This is a genomic window from Arthrobacter sp. Z1-15 (assembly GCF_054792395.1).
In genome coordinates this window covers 2172256-2195970 of the sequence record NZ_CP096454.1, presented here as the reverse complement: position 1 = coordinate 2195970, position 23715 = coordinate 2172256, and the positions used below count along the sequence as shown (strand labels likewise).

Genomic DNA, 23715 nt, shown 5'->3' with positions numbered 1-23715 from the left:
CACCCGGAAGTTGCTTCCGTGTGCCGCCGTAACACTCCGGATCAGGGGATCCCCAACCTCAGCGGCGGGTGCTGACGGTGACCGTGAACTTCGGGTTCCGGGCCACTTCCCGGGTGGGCCCCACCAGCCGGTTCAGTGCCGGCTTGTATTTGAGGTGGCTGTTCCAGACGGTCCACAGTTCGCCGCCGGGCCGCAGTACCCGGCCGGCATCGGCAAAGAGCTTCAGGGCAATCCCGGCATGCACGCTCGCACCGATGTGGAACGGAGGATTCAGCACTACGAGGTCCTCGGACGCGTCCGGAAGCCCGGCCAGGGCATCGTCGCGGCGCACCTGGACCCGGTCGGCGACACCGTTCGCAGCGGCGGTTAGCGCCGCGGACGACACTGCTGCAGCCGACTGATCCGAAGCAATCACCTGCAGCTGCGGGCGGGTCAGGGCCAGATACGCGGCGATGGCTCCGGTGCCGCAGCCCAGGTCAACGGCCCGTTCCGCGGGCCGAGCCTCCGCCAGACGGGGCAGCAGGAAGCGGGTGCCGATGTCCAGGGCGGGGCCTGCGAAAGCAGCCCCGTGGGCCCGCAGCTCCAGCGGCGCTGCCAGGCCGACGTCGTGCCGCCCGGACACCGGAAAGCGAGCCTCCGGCCGCGCCTCGGGAGGCAGGGGAAAGCCGGCCGTCAGGATCCGTGATTTCTGCCGCGCCAGTCCTGCCGTCACCGATCCGAAATACCGCCCGAGGACCTCGTTCATGGCCGTGGACATGTGCTTGACCCGGCCGCCCGCATAAACCCGGACCCCGGGAGCAGCGTGCGCGGCGATCAATGCGGCAATCTCCTCCAGCGCGTCGAGGGACCGGGGCAGGCGCAGCAGCACCACCCGGGCACCTTCCACCAGAGCCGGTTCCAGGCCGTGGTGGCCGTACGCGCCCTCCAGTCCCAGCAGCGAGGCATTCCGGTTCAGTGCCTGCTCGCCGCTCAGCGGATCCTGATGGACCCGGATATGGCTGATGCCGCGGTTGGCGGCTGCTCCCAGCGTCAGCGCACCGTAGGAATCACCGATGACGACGACGGCGCCGTCACCGCCGTCCGGGCCGGACGCCGCAACAGCCAGATCGGCGGCAGCGGTGTCCAGCAGGAGCAGGTCGGCGGCGTCCCACGCCTGCAGGTTGTCGGCTTCCACATCCGGCCACCGGCCCAGACGGGAGAAGTCGAAAGCTGCGGGGACGGCGGAATCCGCGCGGGAGTCAGTCAAGGTCAATCCATTTCGTTCCAAGGGGGACCGGATCGGAGGCTCCGGCGGTCAGGGCGGCCAGCCGGGCATGGAAGGAGTCCAGTGCGTCAGGCGTGTCCGGCAGGGCGACGTGAAGCAGTGCGCCGGCGGCGGTGTAATCGGTGCCCAGGACGCTGACACCGGCTGTGCGCAGGTCATTTTCCAGCCGGCCCGCGGCGGAATGTCCCGCGGGAATGCCGTAAAGCTGCATTCTGCGCCGTCTGACCAGCCGGGCGCCGGCCACCGCGGAGGATACCGATTCGGAATAGGCGCGCACCAGCCCGCCCGCACCGAGCAGGATGCCGCCGAAATAGCGCACGGTCACCGCAGCGACATCACTCAGGTCCGCTGCGCCGTCGAACGTTTCGCGTTTCGTCAGGGCTTCGAGCATCGGCAGGCCGGCAGTGCCGGAGGGCTCGCCGTCGTCGCTTGAGCGCCGCACACTCCGGTCCGGGCCCAGGACAAAAGCGCTGCAGTGGTGCCGGGCGTCGTGGAACTCGCGGCGCAGCCCGGCCACCAGGGCGCGGGCGGAGTCCTCGGTCTCAACCCGCCGCAGGACGGTGATGAAGCGTGAACGCTTGATCTCCAACTCGTGCCGGTGTTCGCCGGCAACGGTGGTGTACCGTCCCTTGGTTCCGACCTGTTCATCCACCTGTCCAGTTTAGGTGCTGGGCGCCGGCGTTCCTTCCTCCGGGCCGCGGCGGCCGGCGCCGGTGCGCAGGCCGCAGCGGCAGGCGGTAGCCTTGGCGCATGCTGAGAGTAGGACTGACCGGTGGAATCGCCGCGGGAAAATCGCTGGCCGCACGCACGCTGCAGGAGCTGGGGGCGCTCGTCATTGACAGTGATGCCCTGGCCCGGGAGGTGGTGGAGCCGGGAACCGACGGGCTGGCCGCCGTCGTCAAAGCCTTTGGCTCCGGCATGCTCGACGGCGAGGGCCGGCTGGACCGTCCGGCCCTGGCCGCCGTCGTCTTCAGTGACGCGGACAAGCGGAACACCCTGAACTCGATCGTCCACCCGCGGGTGCGGGCGCGGGCGGCGGAACTGGAGCAGCAGGCTCCGGCGGGCACCGTTGTGGTCCATGACATTCCGCTGCTCGTGGAGACCGGCCAGCACCGGAATTTCGACTTTGTGCTGGTGATTGATGCCCCGGAAGAGGAACGGATCCGTCGCATGGCGGCTGACCGGGGCATGAGCGAAGAGGCGGCCAGGGCCCGCATCGCCGCGCAGGCCGGAACCGCTGAACGCGCAGCGGCGGCCGACGTCGTCCTCGTTAATGACGGTACGGCGGAGCAGCTGGTGGCGGCCGTGCGCCAACTGTGGCAAAACCGTCTGGTGCCGTTGAACGAGGACCTGCTGCGGACCGGGAGGTGACGCCCTTTCAGGGGTTCAGCCCTCAGCTAACCGGGGGCACTGCGGACGTGTACTGACCGCAGTGCGGAGTAGCGTTTAAGCATGAGTCTTGCGCAGGACATCAAGAGAGTTGTCGCCCCCTTCGAAGTAATCAGCGATTACTCGCCCGCGGGCGACCAGCCCACCGCCATCAAGGAACTCGCCGAACGCATCAGGGCCGGCGAGAAGGACGTGGTCCTGCTCGGCGCCACCGGTACCGGTAAGAGTGCGACGGCGGCATGGCTGGTGGAGCAGGTGCAGCGTCCCACGCTGGTGATGGTGCAGAACAAGACCCTCGCCGCGCAGCTGGCCAACGAATTCCGCGAACTGCTGCCGAACAACGCCGTCGAGTACTTCGTCTCGTACTACGACTACTACCAGCCCGAGGCCTACGTGCCGCAGACGGACACCTTTATCGAGAAGGACTCCTCCGTCAACGAGGAGGTGGAACGGCTGCGGCACTCCGCCACCAACGCACTGCTGACCCGGCGCGATGTCATCGTGGTGGCCACCGTGTCCTGCATCTACGGCTTGGGAACGCCGGAAGAGTACATCGAGCAGATGGTGACTCTGCGCCGGGGACAGCAAATGAACCGCGATGACCTGCTGCGCCGGTTCGTGGCGATGCAGTACGCCCGCAACGACATGGACTTCCACCGCGGGACCTTCCGGGTCCGCGGGGACACCGTGGAGATCATCCCGATGTACGAGGAAAACGCGATCCGGATCGAGTTCTTCGGTGACGAGATCGAGAACATCTACACCCTGCACCCTCTGACCGGTGACGTGATCCGCGAGGAAGAGGAAATGTACGTCTTCCCGGCTTCCCACTATGTGGCGGGCGAGGACCGGATGCAGCGGGCCATCAAGCAGATTGAAGATGAGCTGCAGGTCCGGCTGGCCGAGCTGGAGTCCCAGAACAAGCTGGTCGAGGCGCAGCGGCTGCGGATGCGCACCACCTATGACCTGGAAATGATGCAGCAGATGGGCTTCTGCAACGGCATCGAGAACTACTCCCGGCACATCGACGGCCGCGGACCGGGCACCGCCCCGCACTGCCTGCTGGACTATTTCCCCGACGATTTCCTGCTGGTGGTGGACGAATCCCACGTCACCATTCCCCAGATCGGGGCCATGTACGAGGGCGACATGTCCCGCAAGCGCACCCTGGTGGACCACGGCTTCCGGCTGCCCTCGGCCATGGACAACCGGCCGCTGAAATGGGATGAGTTCCTGGAACGGATCGGCCAGACGGTTTACATGTCCGCCACGCCGGGCAAGTACGAGCTGTCCAAGTCGGACGGCTACGTGGAACAGATCATCCGGCCCACCGGCCTGGTGGACCCGGAGGTCATCGTCAAGCCGAGCAAGGGCCAGATTGATGACCTGCTGGGGGAGATCCGCACCCGCACCGAGCGCAATGAACGCGTGCTGGTCACCACCCTGACCAAGCGGATGGCCGAAGACCTGACGGGGTACCTGCTGGAGCACGGGGTCAAGGTGGAGTACCTGCACTCCGACGTCGACACCCTTCGCCGCGTGGAACTGCTGCGCGAGCTGCGGATGGGCACCTTCGACGTGCTGGTGGGCATCAACCTGCTCCGTGAAGGCCTGGACCTTCCCGAGGTGTCCCTCGTGTCGATTCTCGACGCCGACAAGGAAGGGTTCCTCCGTTCCTCCACCTCGCTGATCCAGACCATCGGCCGTGCCGCGCGCAACGTCTCCGGCGAGGTGCACATGTACGCGGACCGGATCACCGACTCGATGGCGAAAGCCATTGACGAAACCAACCGGCGGCGTGCCATCCAGGTGGCGTACAACAAGGACCACGGCGTGGATCCGCAGCCGCTGCGCAAGAAGATCGCCGACATCACCGATTCCCTGGCCCGGGAAGATGCAGACACCAAGGCGCTGCTGGCCCAGGCGGCGGAGAAGAAAAACCGCAAGACCGCAGGCAAGGGCAAGGGCGGCATCCGCAAGGACGGTCTCGCTGCTGCTCCGGCCGAGGATTTGGCCGGGCTGATCGCGTCCATGACGGAGCAGATGCACGCTGCAGCCGCCGAGCTGCAGTTCGAGCTGGCTGCCCGGCTGCGCGACGAGGTGGGGGACCTGAAGAAGGAACTGCGCCAGATGCAGAACGCCGGGCACGCCTAAAAGGGGCCCTTCCCGCCGCTGCCGCCGTAGTTGAGAACGGCGGCAGCGGGATGAGGGTCCGGGCGTGTCAGTGCCGGCCGGCGTGCAGGACTGCCCGGAAGCTAGGGGGTCAGGCTGTCGACCAGATCCCGGTTTTCGTCTACCCAGGTCTGCACGATCTCCGGGTATTCGCTGGCGTCGGCACCACTGCCGAACATGGCATTCTGCAGCGAATCGAGCGGGGCCGTTTCCATCGTGAAGTTCTCCAGCCAGCCTGCCAGTGTTGGATAGTCGTCGCTGAAGCCGGTGCGGGAGAAGGTGTGCAGTCCTTCGGCGCTGCCCAGTGCGCCGTCGGGGTCGGCGAGGTCCTTGATGGGAAACGCGTCGTACGCCCAGTGCGGGTGCCAGAGTGCAACGGCTATGTTCTCGCCGGCATTGGTTGCCGTAGTCAGCTCGCTTAGCATGGCTGCTGTTGAGGATTCGGGGAATTCAAAGCCGTCGAGTCCGTAGGCGGGGAAGACTTTGGCCTTGATGATGCTGTTGAGGCCCGATCCCGGTTCGATGCCGACGATGCGGTTGTCGAACAGGTCGCCGTTTTCCGCGAGTTCGGCGAGCGAGTCTATCGGGGCATCTTCATTCACCGCGATGTTCAGTGTCGCGTCCTCGTTCCAGGCCCCGATGTCGACAATGTCCTCGCCGTATTCGGCGACGTACTGTTCGTGGGTGGTGGGAAGCCAGACATCCATGTTGAAGTCGTAGTCTCCGGCGGAGAGGCCCACGAAACCGGGCAGGACATCGGTGTATTCCAGTTCGACGTTGTAGCCCTCTTCCTCGAGCACATTGGCCCACAGGTGGCTGACGGCTTCACCCTCCGGCCAGCCGTTGAAGACAGCGAGGCTAATGTCCTGCTGGTCGCCGTTGTCGAGCCCCTGGTCGGAGTCCGCGTCGGTTCCCGTGTTGTTCGTGCATCCGGTCAAAGCGAGGAGCCCGGCGGCTCCCGCTGCGGCGAGTTTAAATCTCAATCGCTTTTCCATGTCTATTCTTCCTTCGGTTGTTGCCGTGCGGGTCGGGGAGGGCGGGCCTGTCAGAGCGTTCCGGCGCGGATATCCTGAGGGTCGCCCGGGCCGCTCAGGGAACCGGGCGACGGCGCCCCTGCGGCCGGCGTTGCAGTGGCCGGCCGGGCTCGGCGGAACCGGAAGGGGGACCGCCCGGCGCCGCCGAGAGCGGCGGTAAGCCGGTCGAGGAAGATCGCGATGATGACCACCGAGAGTCCGGCTTCGGCGCCGAGTCCCACATCGATCCGGCTGAGCGCCTGCAGAACGTCACCGCCGAGGCCTCCGGCACCGACAATGCCCGCGATGACGACCATCGATAGCGAGAGCATAATCACCTGGTTCACGCCGGCCATGATGGTCTTTGCCGCGAGTGGCAGCTGGATCTGAAACAGGATGCGCCAGGGGGAGGAACCGAAAGCCTGGCCGGCTTCTACGACTTCGCGGTCAACGCCGCGGATGCCTAGCTCGGTGAGCCGAACACCCGGAGCCATCGCGAAGATGATCGTGGCGACCATCCCGGGCACGACTCCAATTCCGAAGAATAGGAGTGCCGGAACAAGGTATACGAAGGCCGGCAGGGTCTGCATGAAGTCCAGCACGGGACGGATGACCGCTGAGGCGATGTCCGATTGAGCCGCGAGTATTCCCAGTGGAATGCTGATGATGACGGCGACCGCACTGGCCACAAGTACGAGGGAGAGGCTTTCCATCGCGTTTTCCCACTGGTTCATGGCCACGATCGCCGTTAGCCCGACGACGGACCCGAGAGCGAATCTCCAGCCCTTGATGATGAGAGCGAGCAGTGCCGCGACGAGGATGACCACCCAGAACGGCGGGGTGATGAGCGCATATTCCACGGTCTCGTAGAGAGATCCGAAGACGAATTTAATCACATCGAAGATTGGGCTGAACGTCTCGGTGACCGCGTCGACCCCGGTCTCGACCCAGTTCCCCAGCGGTAAACGGAAGTCATTATTCATGGAAGCCGCCTTCCTGGTCGTAGGTGGGGCCGCCGCCGGCATCCGGACGCTTCGCGAGTACCGCGTCAAGTTCGCTGTCGGAAATGCGGGAAACCGGTTCGATGACGGGCGTGGATGAGAAGTTGGCGGGTACGTCGCCGAGCGCGGCGAGCAGGGTGACGCGCGGGATCATGCCGAGCAGGCGCCGTTTTCCGTCAGTGACGGCGATCGGCAGCGGGCTCTTGACTGCAAGTTCGAACAGGTCGACGAGCGCGGCGTCCGGGGATACGGCGGCCACCTCCGAATTGATGACCAGGGACAGGTTGGTCTCGTTGCTTTTCACCTGCCCTATGACGTGCCGGTCATGCGCCACGCCGAGCAGCGTTAGGTCAGGGCCGAGAACGAACACTGCGGCGGTCCGGAGGTCACGCATGACGCGAAGCGCGCCGCGGGGCCCGGCGGTTAGCGGCACTACCGCGACTGCGGGCTCCATGACACTGGCTGCCGTCAGCACGCGCGCGCGGTCGACGTCCTGAACAAACTGGGCCACGTAGTTGTCCGCCGGGTTCGTGAGGATTTCCTCCGGCGTGCCGATCTGCACAATGCGGCCCTCACGCATGACGGAGATGCGATCGCCGAGGAACATGGCTTCATTGAGGTCGTGCGTGATGAAAATGATGGTCTTGCCGAGCTCCGCTTGCAGCTCGAGCAACTGCTCCTGCATTTCCCGGCGGATGAGCGGGTCGAGGGCGGAAAACGCCTCATCCATGAGCAGGATATCGGTCTCGGAGGCGAGGGCGCGGGCCAGGCCCACGCGCTGCTGCATTCCGCCGGAGAGTTCCGACGGATACCTGTCAGCCCAGCCCTCGAGCCCCACGACGGAGACGATCCTGCGGGCACGATCGAGCCGTTCGGCGCGCGGTACACCCTGGACTTTAAGACCGTAGGCGGCATTTTCGAGCACGGTACGGTGCGGCAGCAGCGCAAAGTGCTGGAAGACCATGGACACGTGGCTCCGCCGCACCTCCCGCAACTTCGCGCCTGAGATGCCCGAAATATTGGTTCCGGCGATCGTTACGGAACCGCCGGACGGCTCGAGCAGGCCGTTAAGCATGCGAATCAGGGTCGACTTGCCGGAACCGGAAAGGCCCATGACGACGAAAATCTCGCCGCGCTGAACCTCGAACGAGACATCGATAACGGCCGCGGTGCCAAGCGGCGCAATGTCCTCCCGGGTCCCGCCGCTCTGCAGTTTTCTGACAGCATCCTTGTGCCGTTTTCCGAAGACCTTGTACAGGTTCTCCGCCGTGACGACGGACTCAGCGCTGTTACGCGTACCCACGCCGCGAGCGGAGGTGCGGTGGGAGCGCGGCGCGAACCTCGTGGTGTCATCCCCAGGGGTTTCCTTCATGGCGCATACCGTACTCGACTCTGGTGAGCGGGCACCCGAGTGGCCCTGCGCCGGGAAACCGGCTGCAGGCGACGGAATCGGAGCTGGCGGGGAATCGAGTGCAACGCCGGGCGGTGTCTGGGAATCGTCGGAAGCTGGCATATAGGTGTCCTTACGTGGAAGGGGTCCGGCACCGGCACCGCGGACAGGAATATACCCGCCTGCGCCAGGAAACGACTAGGCGTCAATCACTAAATCAGTCCGCGCGGTCGAGCAGCAGGGCAGGAACTTGCCCGCTTCGATTTCCCGTGTTCGGATCCCGCCCTGGTGGTTCATCTCCACCTCCCCGGAAAGCTTGACGACCTTGCAGGAGCCGCACATGCCTTCCTTGCAGTTTGCGCCGATGCGGACGCCCGCACGCCGGGCCGCCTCGAGGATGTGTTCGTCAGGGTCGATGAGAACGTTGATGCCGGTGCGCATGAAAGACACGGTGAGGCTTCCCGTTCCGACAGTGTCGAAGCTCGAGGCATCGGAGGACCCGTCCTCCGCCCCCGTATCGACGGTTTCCAGCGGCAGTCCCGCGCCCCCCAGGGTTCCCCCGGCGTCGTAACCGGGCTCGTAGAGCCCGAACGCGGTGGGCTGGCTTTCGTAGTACTCCTCGGCGGAACCGGCGATCTCCTCGGCGATTCCCTCCGCAATATCCACGGCCAGCGCGAGTTCCGCCCGGTATTCGAGGGTCGTCTGGCGGTCTCCGGAGAAAAACTCCATATGGATGGAGGTGCTGTCGACGCCGACCTTCCCGAGGAGCTCGGCGGCAGTGTTCAGGTAGCTTTCGGGGCCGCAGGCATAGACCTGGCGGCCGTTGGCATCGGGGGCCACCTCATCGAGCATGGCGGCAGTCAGTCTTCCGGTGAGCCATTCCCACCCCTCGGGCTGGCTGCGGTCACCCAGGGAGTAGAAGACTTTGACGCGCGAGTCCACCGAGGCGATGTACGCCAACTCCTGGTGGAACGCAAAGCCTCCGGCCGCCGCTCCATGGTAAAGCACCACGACGTCGGCCTGTCCGGGCAGGGAGTGGATGGTCCGCACCATCGACATAATGGGGGTGATGCCTGCTCCTGCGGCCAGCAGGAGGTACCGAGCCCGCCGGTCGGCGTCGGGCAGGTGGAATGCCCCAACCGGTCCGAGCATCTCGAGGACGGTGCCGGGCCTGACGTTCTCGTGCACCCACGGTGAGACCAGGCCCCTGGGGTCACGTTTCACCGTGATGTCAAAGGTCCAAGGCTTGGTGGGCGAACTGGACAGTGAGTAGCTGCGGTCCACGGAGTCCTGGCCCCCGCCGCTCACGGGAAAGGCGACGTTGACGTACTGGCCCGGGCGGAACGCCAGGGGCGCGCCGTCGCAGCGGCGGAACACGAAGGTCATCATGCCGCCCACCTCGGCGACGATCTCGACACACTCAGCCGTGAATTCCTGCGGATGCCAGGGACCCAGCGCGCGGGCGGCGCCGGCAGGGCCCCCGGTGCTGCCCATCACCCGGTTCCACGGCATCTCGAGACCGCGGATCCGCTGCGGGTCCCGGCCCGCCGTGACGGTGCCGAGTTCAATCATGGCAAGTGCTCCTGCACGCGCTGGACGTACCAGTTGATGAACGCCTCGACCTGGTATTCGCTCTTCATGTAGGGGCCGGGCTCGTAGGCCGGGCTGCCGGCGCCCTTTTGGCACAGCTCCACGAACGCCTTGTCCTGCAGATTGGTCTGCTTCCAGGTGTGGGTGAGTTTCTCCAGATCGAAGTCGATGCCTTCCTCGGCGTCGTCGGCCACCAGCCAGGTGGTGCGCACCAATGTCTGGTGTTCGTTGACGGGGAAGACGGCGAACGTGATGACGTGATCCCCGAGGAAATGGAACCAGCTGTTGGGCTGCAGGTGCATCGAGCAGCGGCCGAGGCGGAAGTCCCGCAAGTCGCCGAGCAGCTTCTTGGAGAGCCGGCGTCCGTCGGGGGAGAAGGATTCACCGTCACCGTCGAGCGGCTCCCGTGAGATGCGGATTCCCGCCACGCGGGTGTCCAGTTCCTCGACGATCCCGTAGGGAAGGCCATAGCGTCGGCAGCGGTCCTCGAGCAGGGACTGTGCTTCCTTGTTGCGGTCCCACACCTCCTCGAGATGATGGGGGATCACGCCCTCCGTCAGCCCCCAGGTGGGAAAGAGGGAACAGGCGAGTTCCGGGTGGCCGTCGCAGTGGTAGCACTCACGGTTGTTCTCCATGACGAGCTTCCAGTTGCCCTCTTCGATGATGTTCTGCTGGTAGGCGACTTTTGTCTTCGACAGCTCGTGGGGCGCGAGGTAGGGCTCGAAGATTTTTCCCGTTTCATCGAAATCCGTCGGTGGTTCGTCCGCAATGCAGACGAAGATCAGCCCCGCGATCACGCGGCTGTGGGCACTCTTGAGGCCGAAGCAGCCTTTGTCGAACTTTGTTTCCCCCGGTGCCGAGGCATGGATCAAATCGCCGCTGGGGGAGTAGGTCCAGGAGTGGTAGCCGCACACCAGGTTGCCCGTTGTGCCCGCGGGTTCGGTCAGGACACGGGCGCCGCGGTGGCGGCACACGTTGTGCAGGACGTTCACGCCGCCGACATCGTTGTGCAGCACGATCAGGGAGTGGGGCCCGTAGTCGAGGGTGACGTAGTCGCCCGGCTCCGGGAGCTCGGCGACGCTCGCGGCAAAAATCCAGTGCCGGCCAAAAATTGCCTGCATGTCGATGTTGAAGATCGTCGGGTCGGTGTAGAAGGGGGAGTCGAGGGAATATCCAACCCGCCGGGAATTGAACAGTTCGGTGATTTCCGCCAGCTGCTCGGGAGGCAGAGACGAAGCGAGTTTTCCGCGGGCAGGGAGGGGCAGGTTCACTGGAGCAGACATGGGTTTCCTCCGGAAGGGCTGGATCAGGGTTGCGATTGGTGGAGACCCCGGGCTCGTTGTATGTCGAATCGCTGTGGTCACGAGACTAGGGGGGAATCCTCCGCAGATAAAAGCGCAACATTCGGGAGATAAACGTGCACAATGGGTGCATGATCGATCCACGGCTCATAACACTTCGGGTGTTTGCCGTGTGCGGCACGGTTGGCGCAACCGCGGAGCTCACGGGCTATTCTCCCTCCGCCGTTTCCGCACAACTGCGGGAGCTGCAGCGCGTGCTGGGAATGCAGCTGTTGACGAAGGACGGCCGGGGTGTGCGGCTGACCTCCACCGGCCGTTTTCTTGTGGCGGGCTCGGACGCGCTCATTGCGGAATGGGAGAGCCTGCGCGCCGCGGCCCTGGCGGCCGGCGACCAGGTCCAGTCCCGTTTTGGCCTGGGAGGATTCTCCACCGCGGCTGCCCAGTTGCTCGCTCCGCTGGCCGCCACGCTGCGCTCAACGCACCCCTTGCTTCAAGTGCAGGTACTCGAGGCAAACCCGGCCCGCTGCTTCGACTTGTTGATTGCCGAGCGAATCGACCTCGCTGTCATCGTCGCTCTGCAGTCCCACACCACTGTCGAGGACGATCCACGCTTCGAGCAGACCGTCCTCCTGGACGACCCCCTGGACGTGATCATTTCTTCCGACCATCCGCTCGCATCGCGGGAAGCTGCGACGCTGGAAGAGCTGGCGTCGGAACCTTGGATCACCGACGCCGCCGGTTCCGCCTACCGTTCCCTGTTCACCGCGGCATTCACGGCAGTCGGGGTGACACCGCGGATTGCCCACGAGGCCGTTGAATGGGAAACCCAAATCGCCTTCGTTAGTGCAGGGCTGGGCGTGGGCCTGCTGCCGCGCCTGGCGCCCCTGCATAGCGGCGAAAACGTGGTCAGGCTGCGCATTGCCGGCAAAGGGAAACCCTCGCGCCGCATTGTGGCCGCGGTGCGTACGGGCAGCATCTCTTCCCCCCTGATCCAGGAGTCGCTGGGCATCCTGCAGGCCAGCGCCGATCGGATCCTGACGACCCGGCCCGAAGGCATCTCTGACACCGCATAGCCTGAAACTGCTGCCCGCGAGGCGGGCCGGCTGGTGTTGAGGCTGGCGATGAGATGAGACGCCATGGCCGCCAGATTAGCCGCGGAGCCTGGTCATCGAGGGATCGTAGAGCGGATCCGCGGTGACTGTGGCCGGGAAGCGCCGTCCGAAGTACTCAATCTCAACCGAATCCCCAACGCTGACGACGGCCGGAAGATACGCGTAGGCGATGGGCTTGCCGACGGTGTAGCCGTAGGCGGCACTGGTCACGTAGCCGACTGCCTGGTCCTTGTAGAAGACCGGTTCCTTCCCCAGCACCATGCTCCGGCCGTCGTCCACCGTGAGGCAGCGCAGGCGGCGGGCGGAGTTCTCCTCGGTGCGGCCTTCCAGAGCGGCCTTTCCGACGAAGTTCTCCTTGGCCGTCTTCACGGCAAACCCGAGGCCGGCTTCCAGGGGGTCGTGCTCAGTGGTCATGTCAGAACCCCATGAGCGGTAGCCCTTTTCCAGACGCAGCGAGCTGAAGGCGGCCCGGCCTGCGGCGATGACGCCCAGGGGCTGGCCGGCCTTCCACAGGGCATCCCAGAGACGCTGCCCGTTGTCTGCGCTTGTGTACAGCTCCCAGCCCAGCTCGCCGACGTAGGACAAGCGCATCGCGGTCACGGTGACGCCGCCTATGACAGCCTGCTTGGCCCGGAAGTAACGGAGGCCGTCGTTGGAGAAGTCATCGCTGCTGACTGTGCTCATCAGGTCCCGGGCGAGGGGGCCCCACAAGCCGATGCAGCAGGTGCCGCCCGTGGTGTCGCGCACCTGTACCCAGTCACCGGCGGTTCCGCTTTCGGTCTGGTGACGTGCGGCTCGCTCAAAGTAGACGGTGTCGATGTTCCCGTTGGCTCCGAGCTGGAAGGTGTCTTCGCTCAGCCGGGCCACGGTGATGTCGCTTCGGATGCCGCCGGCCGTATCCAGCAGGAGGGTGTAGGTAACGGCCCCGGGTTTCTTCGCAAGCTCCCCTGTGGTGAGTTCCTGCAGCAGCTTCAACGCTCCGGGGCCCGAGATTTCCAGGCGCTTAAGCGGGGTCATGTCGTACATGGCCACCGCCGTCCGGGTCTTCCATGCCTCGGCGGCTGCAATGGGCGAACTGAACATCCCGGACCAGGCATCCCGTGCCGGGGGCAGCCACTGCGCCGGCATCTCCTTCAACAGCTCCGCGTTGGCTTCAAACCAGTACGGGCGCTCCCAGCCGCCGGACTCCAGGAAGAACCCGCCCAGCGCCTTATGGCGGGCATGAAAAGGACTGACGCGAAGGTTGCGGGGAGAAAGCTTGGGCTGGAGCGGGTGCAGGACATCATAGATTTCCACGAAGTTCTGCTGGGACGTTTCGCTGACATACTCGGGGGTCAGCTGAACCTCTTCGAAACGGTGGATATCGCATTCACCAAGGTCAATTTGGGACTTGCCGGTGGTCAGGAGCTCGGCCACAGCCCGGGCGATACCGGCCGAGTGGGTCACCCAGACGGCTTCGGCCACGAAGAAGCCGTCGAGCTCCTTGGCCTCGCCCACCAGTGCCCCGCCGTCGGGCGTAAAGGAAAAAATGCCGTTAAAGCCGTCCTCGATGTCGCTGTCCCGCAGTGCTGGAAGCAGCTGTTTAGTGTCCTCCCACGCCGGAAGGAAGTCCTCCAGGGTGAAGTCGAGCCGGGAGGGCATGTTGTGATCGCTGATGCTGCCGGCGTCGTAAGAGCCCAGGTCAGCAAGGTCCACGGGCATGGGACGGTGCGCGTATGAACCGATGCCGTAGCGGTCGCCGTGTTCGCGGTAATAGAGGTCGCGGTCCTGGTGGCGCAGGATCGGAAGCGAAGCCCCGTTGGGGAGTTCGTTGCAGCCCTTCCGCGCCGGCACCGGAGTGGTCTTGACGTACTGGTGGGCCAGGGGGACAAGGGGAACGGACATGCCGATCATTTCGCCGATCCTGGCACCCCAAAAGCCTGCGCAGGAGACCACGATGTCGGCGGGGAAGACGCCTTCGGAGGTCTCGACGCCAGTGACGCGGCCGCCGGACCGAGCAATGCCCGTAACGGCGGTGTTGCCCAGGTAAGCAACGCCGGCAGCCTCCGTGCGCTTGATCAGCAGCTGGACGGCCCGGGCGGCGTGTGCCAGGCCGTCGCTGGGTACATGGAGCCCGCCCAGGATGTCTTCCTCGTTCAGGAGCGGGTACAGCTCCTTGCACTCGGCTTGGGAGAGGATCCTTCCGTCGATTCCCCAGGAAGCGGCGTATCCGAGCTTCCGCTTCAGGTCCGCCAGGCGGGTCTCCGTGGTGGCGACTTCGAGGCCGCCGACCTGGTCGAAGCAGCTGACGCCGTCCTCGGTCAGGGACAGGAATTTCTCAACGGTGTACTGGGCGAACGCGGACATGGTTTTTGAAGGATTTGTCTGGAAGACGAGACCCGGGGCGTGGGATGTGGAGCCACCGGGCAGGTTCAGCGGTCCCTGGTCCAGGACAGTAATGTTGTTCCAGCCCCGGGCGACGAGTTCATCGGCGAGGTTCGTGCCGACGATTCCAGCTCCGATAATGACAATGCTTGGCGTCGATGCCATGTGGCTTCTCCTGCTGATATCCGTGTGGTGTCTGGGCTGGGTTTGGGGTTGCTGCTTACCGGAACACGACGGTGCTGGTCCGATCCAGCAGTACGCGGTGCTCGCAGTGCCACCGAACGGCGCGTGAAAGTGCCAGAGCTTCGGCGTCCCTGCCAACCGTGGACAGGGCGGTCGGTCCGTAGCCGTGATCGACCCTGATGACTTCCTGCTCGATGATTGGCCCTTCATCCAGTTCCGCCGTGACGTAGTGTGCCGTTGCGCCTACCAGCTTGACGCCGCGGTCATAGGCCTGGTGATAGGGGCGTGCACCCTTGAACCCCGGGAGGAAGGAGTGGTGGATGTTGATCGCCCGGCCTTCCAAGGCGCGGCAGAGATCGTCGGACAGTACCTGCATGTAGCGGGCGAGAACTACGAGGTCGATGTTGTGCTCGTCCATCAGTTCCAGCAGTCGCTGTTCGGCATCCACCTTTGTTTCAGGGGTCACCGGGAGGTAGATGAAGGGGATGCCGGCGGCCTCGGCCATAGCCCGGTGGGTCTCATGGTTGGAAACGACAAGGGCGATGTCGCCTCCGAGGCTTCCGCCCCGCCACCGGAAGAGCAGGTCGTTCAGGCAGTGGCCGAACTTGGACACCATCACCAGCAGGCGCTGCTTTGTCTGGTCGTGAAAGCTGAACTTCATGCCGAACCGGTCAGCGATCGGACGAAATTCTTCCTGGAGCCTCTCCGGGCTGTACGCAGTGGTTCCCGAAAACGCGGAGCGCAGATGCAGCGTCTGGCGAAGGTGGTCATCGAACTGCTGATGTTCGTCGATGTTAAAGCCACGCTCGAAGAGGAAGGTGGTGACGGCCTGGACGATGCCCGCACGTTCAACGCAGGAGAGTGTAAGCACGAATCTCTGCGCCCGGGGTTCAACCTGCGGCTCCGGCCGGGCCTGCGAGCGGGTGGATGAGTCTGTCGCGACAAGGGCCATGTCGCCTCCTTTTAGATATATTCTGATGTTTGAACTGATATATCAGGACTGGTGTTTAGCGTATACTGGGCCTAGATCAGGGTCAATAGCCTTCTGGCTTGAGTGAAGAGGGGTCCGCGCCGTGGCGTTCGAAGTTCTGGCACGTGATGATGCAGCGAAGAGGTCTCTGGCTGACGTAGCTTACGAGCGCATCAGGGACCGGCTGCTGGTGCTCGATATTAGGCCCGGCGACCTCATCAACGACGGCGACCTCGCCAGGGACCTGGGTGTCGGCCGCACTCCGGTGCGTGAAGCGCTGAAGCGGCTGGAGCTGGATCGTCTGGTTGTCTCCTATCCGCGGAGGGGAACTTTCGCAACCGGGGTGGAGGTCACCGATCTCGCCTTCATTTCCGAAATCCGCCTCCAGCTTGAGCCCCTCGCCGCGTCCCGGGCCGCGCGCGCGGCGACGGAGCCGATGAGGGAGCAACTGCGCGGTGTTATGCGCGCTGTCGAGTCCTTCGATATGAGTGCGGCCTCTGTCGTTGAAACCCTGCGTCTGGATGCCAGGGTGCACCAGGGCATCTACGAGGCGGCGGGCAATCCCCACCTCGAAGACGTCCTGATTCGCTATGACAATCTCGCAACGCGGATCTGGTGCATGGTCCTGGACCGCCTGCCCGACCTGTCCCGTCACGTGCATGAGCATGTGGACCTGCTTCGTGCGGTTATCGACGGGGATGAAGCCCGGGCTGAAGAACTGGCGAAGATTCACGTCAGCGGCTTCGAGCACGCTGTGCGCGAGGCTCTTTTCGCGGCTTAGTCCGGGCCTCCGGTTCGGGTATGGAGTGCAGCCCGCAGGGGCTGTGCTCCATTTGCTTAGGCCTTCGTCTGCCCTTCGGCCGCTCTCCGGTCTTGGGGCAAGCCCTCAAAAAATCTGTTGACACCCGGGGAACTCAGTTGAATACTAGATTCACCAATCTAATATATCAATAAAATATTAGACGGCAGACTGAGGAGAAATGATGGCTGATGTCCTGACCCGCAGGCTTGCGGAGACCGGAGCCCTGGTCCATGCCGCGGTGCAGCAGGAAGTGCTGCGCCAACAGGACACCCGGGAGATGATCGCCTCCGAAAAGTTGGCGCCGGCCGCGAAGTCTCCCCTCTGCCCCAACCTCTCCTCCGACCCGATCGAGGCGGCATGATGGCCGATCTGCTTCCGGAGCACCCGGAGTTCCTCTGGCACAATCCCGAGCCGAAGTCCTCCTACGACGCCGTGATCGTCGGCGGCGGAGGACACGGCCTGGCCACCGCCTATTACCTTGCCAAGAACCACGGCATGACGAACATCGCGGTCCTGGAAAAGGGGTGGCTGGCCGGCGGGAACATGGCGCGCAACACCACCATCATCCGCTCGAACTATCTGTGGGACGAAAGCGCCGCGATCTACGAGCAGGCCCTGAAGCTGTGGGAGGTCCTGCCTGAGGAACTGGAATACGACTTTCTGTTCAGCCAGCGCGGAGTGATGAACCTGGCCCACACCCTGGGGGACGTCCGCGAGAGCGTCCGCCGGGTCGGTGCGAACAAGCTCAACGGCGTGGACGCCGAGTGGCTTGACCCGCAGCAGGTCAAGGAACTGTGTCCCATCCTGAACATCAGCGACAACATCCGCTACCCGGTGATGGGTGCCACGTACCAGCCCCGGGCCGGAATCGCGAAGCACGACCATGTGGCCTGGGCCTTCGCGCGCAAATGCGACGAGCTCGGCGTGGACATCATTCAAAACTGCGAGGTCACGGGTTTTCTGAAGGACGGAAACCGCGTGGTCGGCGTCACCACCAGCCAGGGGAGGATCGCCACCGAAAAAGTAGGACTGTGCGCCGCGGGCCACAGCTCGGTTCTTGCCGAAATGGCGGGGTTCCGCCTGCCTATCCAGTCCCACCCGCTGCAGGCCCTGGTCTCGGAACTGCACGAACCCGTCCACCCCACCGTGGTGATGTCCAACCACGTCCACGTGTACGTATCCCAGGCGCACAAGGGCGAGCTGGTCATGGGCGCCGGCGTCGATTCCTACAACGGGTACGGCCAGCGCGGTTCCTTCCACGTGATCGAACACCAGATGGCCGCCGCCGTCGAGCTGTTCCCCATTTTTGCTCGGGCACACGTGCTGCGGACCTGGGGCGGGATCGTGGACACCACCCTGGATGCTTCACCCATCGTGGGCACCACTCCGGTGGAGAACATGTTCGTTAACTGCGGCTGGGGCACCGGCGGATTCAAGGGCACTCCTGCTGCCGGACTTACCTTCGCCCACACCATTGCCACCGGAACCCCCCACGCACTGAACAAGCCGTTCGCACTGGAACGGTTCGAAACCGGCGCCCTGATCGATGAGCACGGCGCCGCAGCCGTGGCCCACTAGCCGCCGTCGTCGACCCCATTCCCGAAAGAGGACGCACATGCTGCTCATCTCCTGCCCCAACTGCGGCTCCCGCGATGAAACCGAGTTCCACTACGGCGGCCAGGCCCACGTGCCCTACCCGAAGAACCCTCACGAGCTGAGCGAGCGCGAGTGGGCTGAGTTCCTGTTCTACAGGGATAACACCAGGGGCACCTTCGCCGAACGCTGGCTGCACAGTACCGGTTGCCGGCAGTGGTTCAACATGCTCCGCGACACCGTCACCTATGACATCAAGGCTGTCTACCCCATGGGTGCGCCCCGGCCGGATCGGTCCTTCCCGCCCGCCGCCGAATCCGGCGCTGCCAGCACCGCAGCTGACAGCACCGCTGCCGCATCAACAACCGCCGACACAGCTTCGGAAGGAGCCCCCAAATGACTGCCCGGAGCTCGCGCCTTGCAGCCGGCGGACGCATCGACCGCACCATCTCCTGGCGTTTCACCGTCGACGGCGAAGAGTTCTCCGGCCACCCCGGGGACACCCTCGCCTCCGCCCTGCTCGCCAACGGCCGCATCGCCGTCGGCAACTCGCTGTACGAGGGCCGGCCCCGGGGTATCTTGTCCGCCGGAGTCGAGGAATCGAACGCCCTGGTCAAGGTGCAGCCGCGCTTCCCCGGTCAGGTGGCCGAGTCCATGCTGCCCGCCACTACGGTCACTCTCGTGGACGGCCTGGACGCGGAGCTGCTCAACGGCCTGGGCAGACTGGACCCGGAGGATGACCGCGCAGAGTATGACAAGAAGTACGTGCACACCGACGTCCTGGTCATCGGCGGAGGACCGGCGGGACTGGCAGCTGCCCGGGAAGCTGTCCGCACCGGCGCCCGGGTCATGCTCCTGGACGATCAGCCCGAGCTCGGCGGATCCCTGCTGTCCGGTTCCACTGCTTCCGGACTGGCCGAGAGCATCGAAGGCATGACAGCTCCAGAATGGGTGGCCGACGTCGAAGCGGAGCTCGTTTCAGCCCCCGAATCCACCGTTCTCAACCGGACCACCGCGTTCGGTGCCTACGACGCGAATTACGTCATCGCCGTCCAGAGCCGCACCGACCACCTTCCCTCCCCGGCCGCGCCCGGGGTGTCCCGGCAGCGCATCTGGCATATCCGTGCCGCGCAGGTGGTGCTGGCGCCCGGCGCACATGAGCGTCCGCTGGTCTTCGAGAACAACGACCGCCCCGGCATCATGCTGGCCTCCGCTGTCCGCAGCTACCTCAACCGCTACGCTGTGGCCGCGGGACAGCGCGTCGTCATCAGCACCACGAACGACAGCGCTTACGCTCTGGCGGGGGACCTGCGCGCCGCCGGAGTCGAGATTGCAGCTGTCGTGGACGCCCGTCCACACCTCACCGCTGTGGCTGCTGCCGCCGTCGAAGCCGGCACGCGGGTGCTGGCCGGAAGCGCAGTGGCCAACACTGCCGCGGACACCGGTACGGCCGGCGACGCCGGACGCCTGACCGGTGTGACTGTCCGCGGCATCGACGACGACGGCGAGCTTACCTCCAACATTGAGCACATCGCCTGTGACCTGCTGGCCGTCTCCGGCGGCTGGAGCCCCGTAGTTCATTTGCATTCCCAGCGGCAGGGCAAGCTGCGCTGGGACGATGGCCTGGCGGCTTTCGTGCCGGGCAGCAATGTCCCAAACCAGCAGATCGCAGGCTCCGGCCGTGGCAGCTTCGACCCCGCCGACTGTATTGCCGAAGGGATCTCAGCCGGAGCTGCGGCCGCCATCGCCGCAGGGTTCAGCGCCGCTGCCGCGCCTGTACCGCTCGGCGAACCGACGGCTTCCGCGCCCATCCGCCAGTTGTGGCTGGTTCCCGGTGAGGAAGGCACACCGGAAGACTGGCATCACCACTTCGTCGACTTCCAGCGCGACCAGTCCGTAGCCGACGTCCTGCGTTCCACCGGCGCGGGCATGCGCTCAGTGGAGCACATCAAGCGCTACACCTCCATCAGCACCGCCAACGACCAGGGAAAGACATCAGGCGTCAACGCGATCGGCGTCATCGCCGCCGCCCTCCGGGTTGCCGGCGAAGTAACCCGCGGCATCGGCGACATCGGCACGACCACCTACCGCGCGCCCTTCACCCCGGTGGCGTTCGCCGCCCTGGCCGGCCGCCAGCGCGGTGACCTCTTCGATCCCGCCCGGGTGACCTCCATTCACTCCTGGCATGTGAATCACGGGGCCCTGTTCGAGGATGTCGGGCAGTGGAAACGCCCTTGGTACTTCCCGCAGCCCGGTGAGGATATGGACGCCGCGGTTCTCCGCGAGTGCACCGCGGTCCGGGAGTCCGTGGGCTTTATGGACGCCACCACCCTGGGCAAGATCGAAATCCGGGGCAGGGACGCCGGCGAATTCCTGAACCGTATCTACACCAATGCGTTCAAGAAGCTCGCCCCGGGCTCTGCCCGGTACGGTGTGATGTGCACGGCGGACGGGATGATCCTGGACGACGGCGTGACCCTGCGTCTCGACGAGGACCGTTACTTGATGACCACCACGACCGGGGGAGCGGCGAGAATCCTCGACTGGCTCGAGGAATGGCTGCAGACCGAATGGCCGGACCTCGACGTGCACTGCACCTCGGCCACCGAACAGTGGACCACCATCGCCGTCGTCGGACCGAAATCCCGTGCCGTGCTGACGAAGGTCGCCCCCGCTCTGGCGGCGGACGGAGGACTCGAGCCCGGGGCCTTCCCGTTCATGGCCTTTCGGGAGACGACGCTTGCCTCCGGAGTGCCGGCCCGGGTCTGCCGGATCTCGTTTTCCGGCGAACTGGCCTACGAGATTAACGTTCCGTCCTGGTACGGGCTCGCCGCGTGGCAGGATGTGGCGGCGGCCGGTGCCGAATTCAACATCACCCCGTACGGCACGGAGACCATGCACGTGCTCCGGGCCGAAAAGGGGTACCCCATCGTCGGCCAGGACACCGACGGCACCGTCACTCCGCAGGATGCCGGCATGGACTGGGCGGTCTCCAAGGTCAAGGACTTCATCGGCAAGCGTTCCTACACCCGCGCGGACACCGCACGCACGGACCGCAGGCACCTGGTCAGCGTGCTGCCTGTGGACCGGACCCTGCGGCTGCCGGAGGGCACCCAGCTCGTCGAGAAAGGCATTCCGCTCGATCCCGCGCAGGGGCCCGTCCCGATGCAGGGTTTCGTCACCTCCAGCTACCACAGTGCCGCCCTGGGCCGGCCCTTCGCCCTGGCACTGATCAGGAACGGCCGCAACCGGATCGGGGAGACTCTGGTGTCCGCCGCCGGGAACCGGTTCGTTGACGTCATCGTCGCCGAAACCGTGCTTTTCGACCCCGAAGGGACCCGCAGGGATGGCTGACACAGCAGCACTGAACGGCATCAATATCAGACTCCGCGGCCTCCGGCGCAGCCCCGCCTCCCATCTGGCCGCCGCGCTGGAAGCCGGCTCCATCGAGGGGGTGGTGGTCCTCGATGAGCAACCGTTTCAGACGATGGCGGGCATCCGGGTGGACCCGCACTCAGAGGAAGGCGCACGGGTCGCCGCGGTGGCCGGCAGCCTGCCGGCCCGCTGCGGCGAGGTGGGCGGCGCCGACGGCGTCAGCGTCCTTTGGCTGGGGCCGTCCGAGTTCCTGGCGGTCGCACCGGAAGAAGCCCACGATTCGCTCGGCGGAAACCTTATCGGTTCCCTTACCGCCGCCGTGGGCGGAGCCCCGGGCCAGGTGGTGGACCTGTCCGCAAACCGCACTACGTTTGAACTCTCCGGCATCCGGGCCCGTGCCGTCCTCGAAAAAGGCTGCTCGCTGGACCTGCACCCCCGCAGTTTCCCCTTGGGAACAGCGCTGAGCACCGAGGTGGGCGGCATCCCCGTGATCCTTGAGAAGACCGGGGAAGAAAGCTACCGCCTCTTTCCCCGAGCCTCCTTCGCGGACTTCCTGGGCCGGTGGCTGCTGGACGCCATGCACGAGTACGCCTCGCCGGAGGTTCCGTGATGGCTGTAGGAGTTTTTGACCTCTTTTCCACCGGCATAGGATCTTCGAGCTCGCACACTGGTCGGATCGATGCGGGCTGCTGGAGGAAGACAAGGACCGAGACTCCAGATACTGGCAGCAACGGGTCAACCTGATTGCTCTTGCCGTCGAGGTGGAAAAAGCTTCCGGGGTCAGAGCAGCGACCGGAGCTCATCACTGCCATCGGGGAAACAGGCATGGACATGAGTTCCAAGTATAAGGAGACGGCCACGGGGGAGCCCGGGCGCCAATGTCGTGGAGCGCCGGGGGCCTGCTGAGATAGACTTCTTGGCGGCGCAGGGAGACCTGCGGCCCCACTGTCGCGCCCGAAAGGTCCATTTACATGCCCGAATTACCCGTGGTCTTTGAGGTCGGCACCTTTGTCGTCCTCGGGATCGTCCTGCTCTTCGACCTGCTCCTCGTCGTCAAACGTCCGCATGAGCCGTCGATGAAGGAGGCCGGCCTGTGGGTTGGCTTCTATGTCGGGCTCGCGCTGGCATTTGCCGGTGCCATGTTTGTATTCACCGGACCGGAATACGGCAGCCAGTTCGTTGCCGGCTGGGTCACCGAATACAGCCTGAGCATCGACAACCTGTTTGTCTTCATCATCATCATGGCCCGCTTCTCGGTACCGCGTAAGTACCAGCAGGAAGTGCTGATGTTCGGCATCATCATCGCGCTGATCCTGCGCGGCATCTTCATCATCATCGGTGCCGCCGTCATCGAAAACTTCAGCTGGGTGTTCTTCATCTTCGGCGCCTTCCTGCTCTGGACCGCCTACAAGCAGGCGACCGACAACGGCGAGGACGAAGAAGAAGGCAGCGACAACAAGCTGATCGGCAAGCTGCGCCGCGTCCTTCCCATGACGGACAAGTACGATCAGGGCAAGATCCGCACCGTGGTGGACGGCAAGAAGGTCTTCACCCCGATGCTGATCGTCTTCATCACCATCGGCGTCACCGACCTGATGTTCGCCGTGGACTCCATCCCGGCCATCTTCGGCCTGACGCAGAGTGCCTTCATTGTCTTCACCGCCAACATCTTCGCCCTGATGGGCCTGCGCCAGCTGTACTTCCTGCTGGGCGGCCTGATGGACCGGCTCATCTACCTCAAGCACGGCCTGTCCGTCATCCTGGCGTTCATCGGTGTGAAGCTGATCCTGCACGCGCTGCACGTCAACGAGCTGCCGTTCATCAACGGCGGCGAGCATGTTGCCTGGGCTCCCGAAATCCCCACCTTCGTGTCGCTGGCCGTGATTCTCGGCACCATCGTCATTGCCACGGTGGCATCGCTGCTCAGCCCCAAGGCGAAGGCCGTCCAGGCCGTTGCCACTCTGGAGAATGCGCTGAAGGTGTACCGCAACCTCGAGGAAGACGCCCCGCACGAGGAGCGGGTGGAAGCCTACGACAAGGTCGCCGAAAGCTACCGCACCGCATCCACGGTTGCCAAGGACCGCAACGACGTCGAAATGCCGGAAATCTCGGACCAGGCCAAGGAGGAGTTCCGGGCCAGCAACCCGCGCCTGCAGAACCCTGCGCCGGTGAAGGACCAGACCGAGCAGTAGCAGC

At 64.9% G+C, this 23715-nt stretch carries 19 protein-coding genes; 10 read left to right on the top strand and 9 right to left on the bottom strand.

The features are described from left to right. Nucleotides 1-58: 58 nt before the first annotated feature. Nucleotides 59-1246: a class I SAM-dependent methyltransferase gene (locus M1D40_RS10045; protein WP_461168731.1), complete on the bottom strand. Its 1188-nt coding sequence runs from the start codon at nt 1244-1246 to the stop codon at nt 59-61. Next, nucleotides 1239-1916, bottom strand: a complete 678-nt coding sequence (locus M1D40_RS10040; RefSeq protein WP_461168730.1) for an IMPACT family protein — start codon at nt 1914-1916, stop codon at nt 1239-1241. Before M1D40_RS10040 ends, M1D40_RS10045 begins: the two co-directional genes overlap by 8 nt. Nucleotides 1917-2014: 98 nt before the next feature. On the opposite strand from M1D40_RS10040, the gene coaE reads away from it, so the two are divergent. Continuing rightward, complete coding sequence (coaE, locus tag M1D40_RS10035; RefSeq protein ID WP_461168729.1) at nt 2015-2635, top strand: dephospho-CoA kinase; 621 nt, start codon at nt 2015-2017, stop codon at nt 2633-2635. Nucleotides 2636-2716: 81 nt separating this feature from the next. Next, nucleotides 2717-4807 carry an excinuclease ABC subunit UvrB gene (gene uvrB / locus M1D40_RS10030; protein WP_341395796.1) on the top strand — a complete coding sequence of 697 codons (2091 nt, stop codon included), beginning with the start codon at nt 2717-2719 and terminating at the stop codon, nt 4805-4807. 101 nt (nt 4808-4908) lie between these two features. Here the strand turns inward: uvrB and M1D40_RS10025 are convergent, their stop codons facing one another. The 5 genes from M1D40_RS10025 to M1D40_RS10005 form a co-directional block, all read right to left on the bottom strand. Further along, complete coding sequence (locus M1D40_RS10025; protein ID WP_461168728.1) at nt 4909-5808, bottom strand: glycine betaine ABC transporter substrate-binding protein; 900 nt, start codon at nt 5806-5808, stop codon at nt 4909-4911. A 62-nt stretch (nt 5809-5870) separates the two neighbouring features. Continuing rightward, complete coding sequence (locus tag M1D40_RS10020; RefSeq protein ID WP_461168727.1) at nt 5871-6821, bottom strand: ABC transporter permease; 951 nt, start codon at nt 6819-6821, stop codon at nt 5871-5873. Continuing rightward, nucleotides 6814-8211: a quaternary amine ABC transporter ATP-binding protein gene (locus M1D40_RS10015; RefSeq protein ID WP_461168726.1), complete on the bottom strand. Its 1398-nt coding sequence runs from the start codon at nt 8209-8211 to the stop codon at nt 6814-6816. Before M1D40_RS10015 ends, M1D40_RS10020 begins: the two co-directional genes overlap by 8 nt. Nucleotides 8212-8427: 216 nt before the next feature. Then, nucleotides 8428-9801 (bottom strand): ferredoxin reductase, encoded by a 1374-nt coding sequence (locus tag M1D40_RS10010; RefSeq protein WP_461168725.1) that lies wholly within the window; start codon nt 9799-9801, stop codon nt 8428-8430. Then, complete coding sequence (locus tag M1D40_RS10005; protein WP_461168724.1) at nt 9798-11102, bottom strand: aromatic ring-hydroxylating oxygenase subunit alpha; 1305 nt, start codon at nt 11100-11102, stop codon at nt 9798-9800. The genes M1D40_RS10010 and M1D40_RS10005 overlap by 4 nt, the downstream gene beginning before the upstream one ends. A 149-nt stretch (nt 11103-11251) precedes the next feature. On the opposite strand from M1D40_RS10005, the gene M1D40_RS10000 reads away from it, so the two are divergent. Continuing rightward, nucleotides 11252-12193, top strand: coding sequence for a LysR family transcriptional regulator (locus M1D40_RS10000; protein WP_461168723.1), 942 nt, complete (start codon nt 11252-11254; stop codon nt 12191-12193). Nucleotides 12194-12268: 75 nt separating this feature from the next. Here M1D40_RS10000 and M1D40_RS09995 read toward each other — a convergent pair whose 3' ends face one another. Both M1D40_RS09995 and purU read right to left on the bottom strand, forming a co-directional pair. Next, a complete protein-coding gene (locus tag M1D40_RS09995; RefSeq protein WP_461168722.1) occupies nt 12269-14761 on the bottom strand; it encodes a GcvT family protein in 2493 nt (830 codons plus the stop codon). A 55-nt stretch (nt 14762-14816) separates the two neighbouring features. Beyond that, nucleotides 14817-15731: a formyltetrahydrofolate deformylase gene (gene purU, locus M1D40_RS09990; RefSeq protein ID WP_461168721.1), complete on the bottom strand. Its 915-nt coding sequence runs from the start codon at nt 15729-15731 to the stop codon at nt 14817-14819. 121 nt (nt 15732-15852) lie between these two features. Between purU and M1D40_RS09985 the strand changes: the two genes are divergently transcribed. The 7 genes from M1D40_RS09985 to M1D40_RS09955 all read left to right on the top strand — a co-directional run bounded on the left by M1D40_RS09985 (nt 15853) and on the right by M1D40_RS09955 (nt 23711). Beyond that, entirely contained in the window at nt 15853-16530 is a 678-nt protein-coding gene (locus M1D40_RS09985; RefSeq protein ID WP_461168720.1) for a GntR family transcriptional regulator, read from the top strand. Between the two features lie 202 nt (nt 16531-16732). Continuing rightward, complete coding sequence (locus tag M1D40_RS09980) at nt 16733-16912, top strand: hypothetical protein (protein WP_461168719.1); 180 nt, start codon at nt 16733-16735, stop codon at nt 16910-16912. Beyond that, complete coding sequence (locus M1D40_RS09975; RefSeq protein WP_461168718.1) at nt 16909-18129, top strand: sarcosine oxidase subunit beta family protein; 1221 nt, start codon at nt 16909-16911, stop codon at nt 18127-18129. The genes M1D40_RS09980 and M1D40_RS09975 overlap by 4 nt, the downstream gene beginning before the upstream one ends. A gap of 37 nt (nt 18130-18166) precedes the next feature. Continuing rightward, nucleotides 18167-18544, top strand: coding sequence for a sarcosine oxidase subunit delta (locus tag M1D40_RS09970; protein ID WP_461168717.1), 378 nt, complete (start codon nt 18167-18169; stop codon nt 18542-18544). Then, nucleotides 18541-21498, top strand: coding sequence for a 2Fe-2S iron-sulfur cluster-binding protein (locus M1D40_RS09965; protein WP_461168716.1), 2958 nt, complete (start codon nt 18541-18543; stop codon nt 21496-21498). The genes M1D40_RS09970 and M1D40_RS09965 overlap by 4 nt, the downstream gene beginning before the upstream one ends. After that, a complete protein-coding gene (locus M1D40_RS09960) occupies nt 21491-22129 on the top strand; it encodes a sarcosine oxidase subunit gamma (protein ID WP_461168715.1) in 639 nt (212 codons plus the stop codon). The genes M1D40_RS09965 and M1D40_RS09960 overlap by 8 nt, the downstream gene beginning before the upstream one ends. A gap of 361 nt (nt 22130-22490) precedes the next feature. Beyond that, nucleotides 22491-23711 (top strand): TerC family protein, encoded by a 1221-nt coding sequence (locus M1D40_RS09955; protein WP_461168714.1) that lies wholly within the window; start codon nt 22491-22493, stop codon nt 23709-23711. Nucleotides 23712-23715 lie beyond the last annotated feature (4 nt).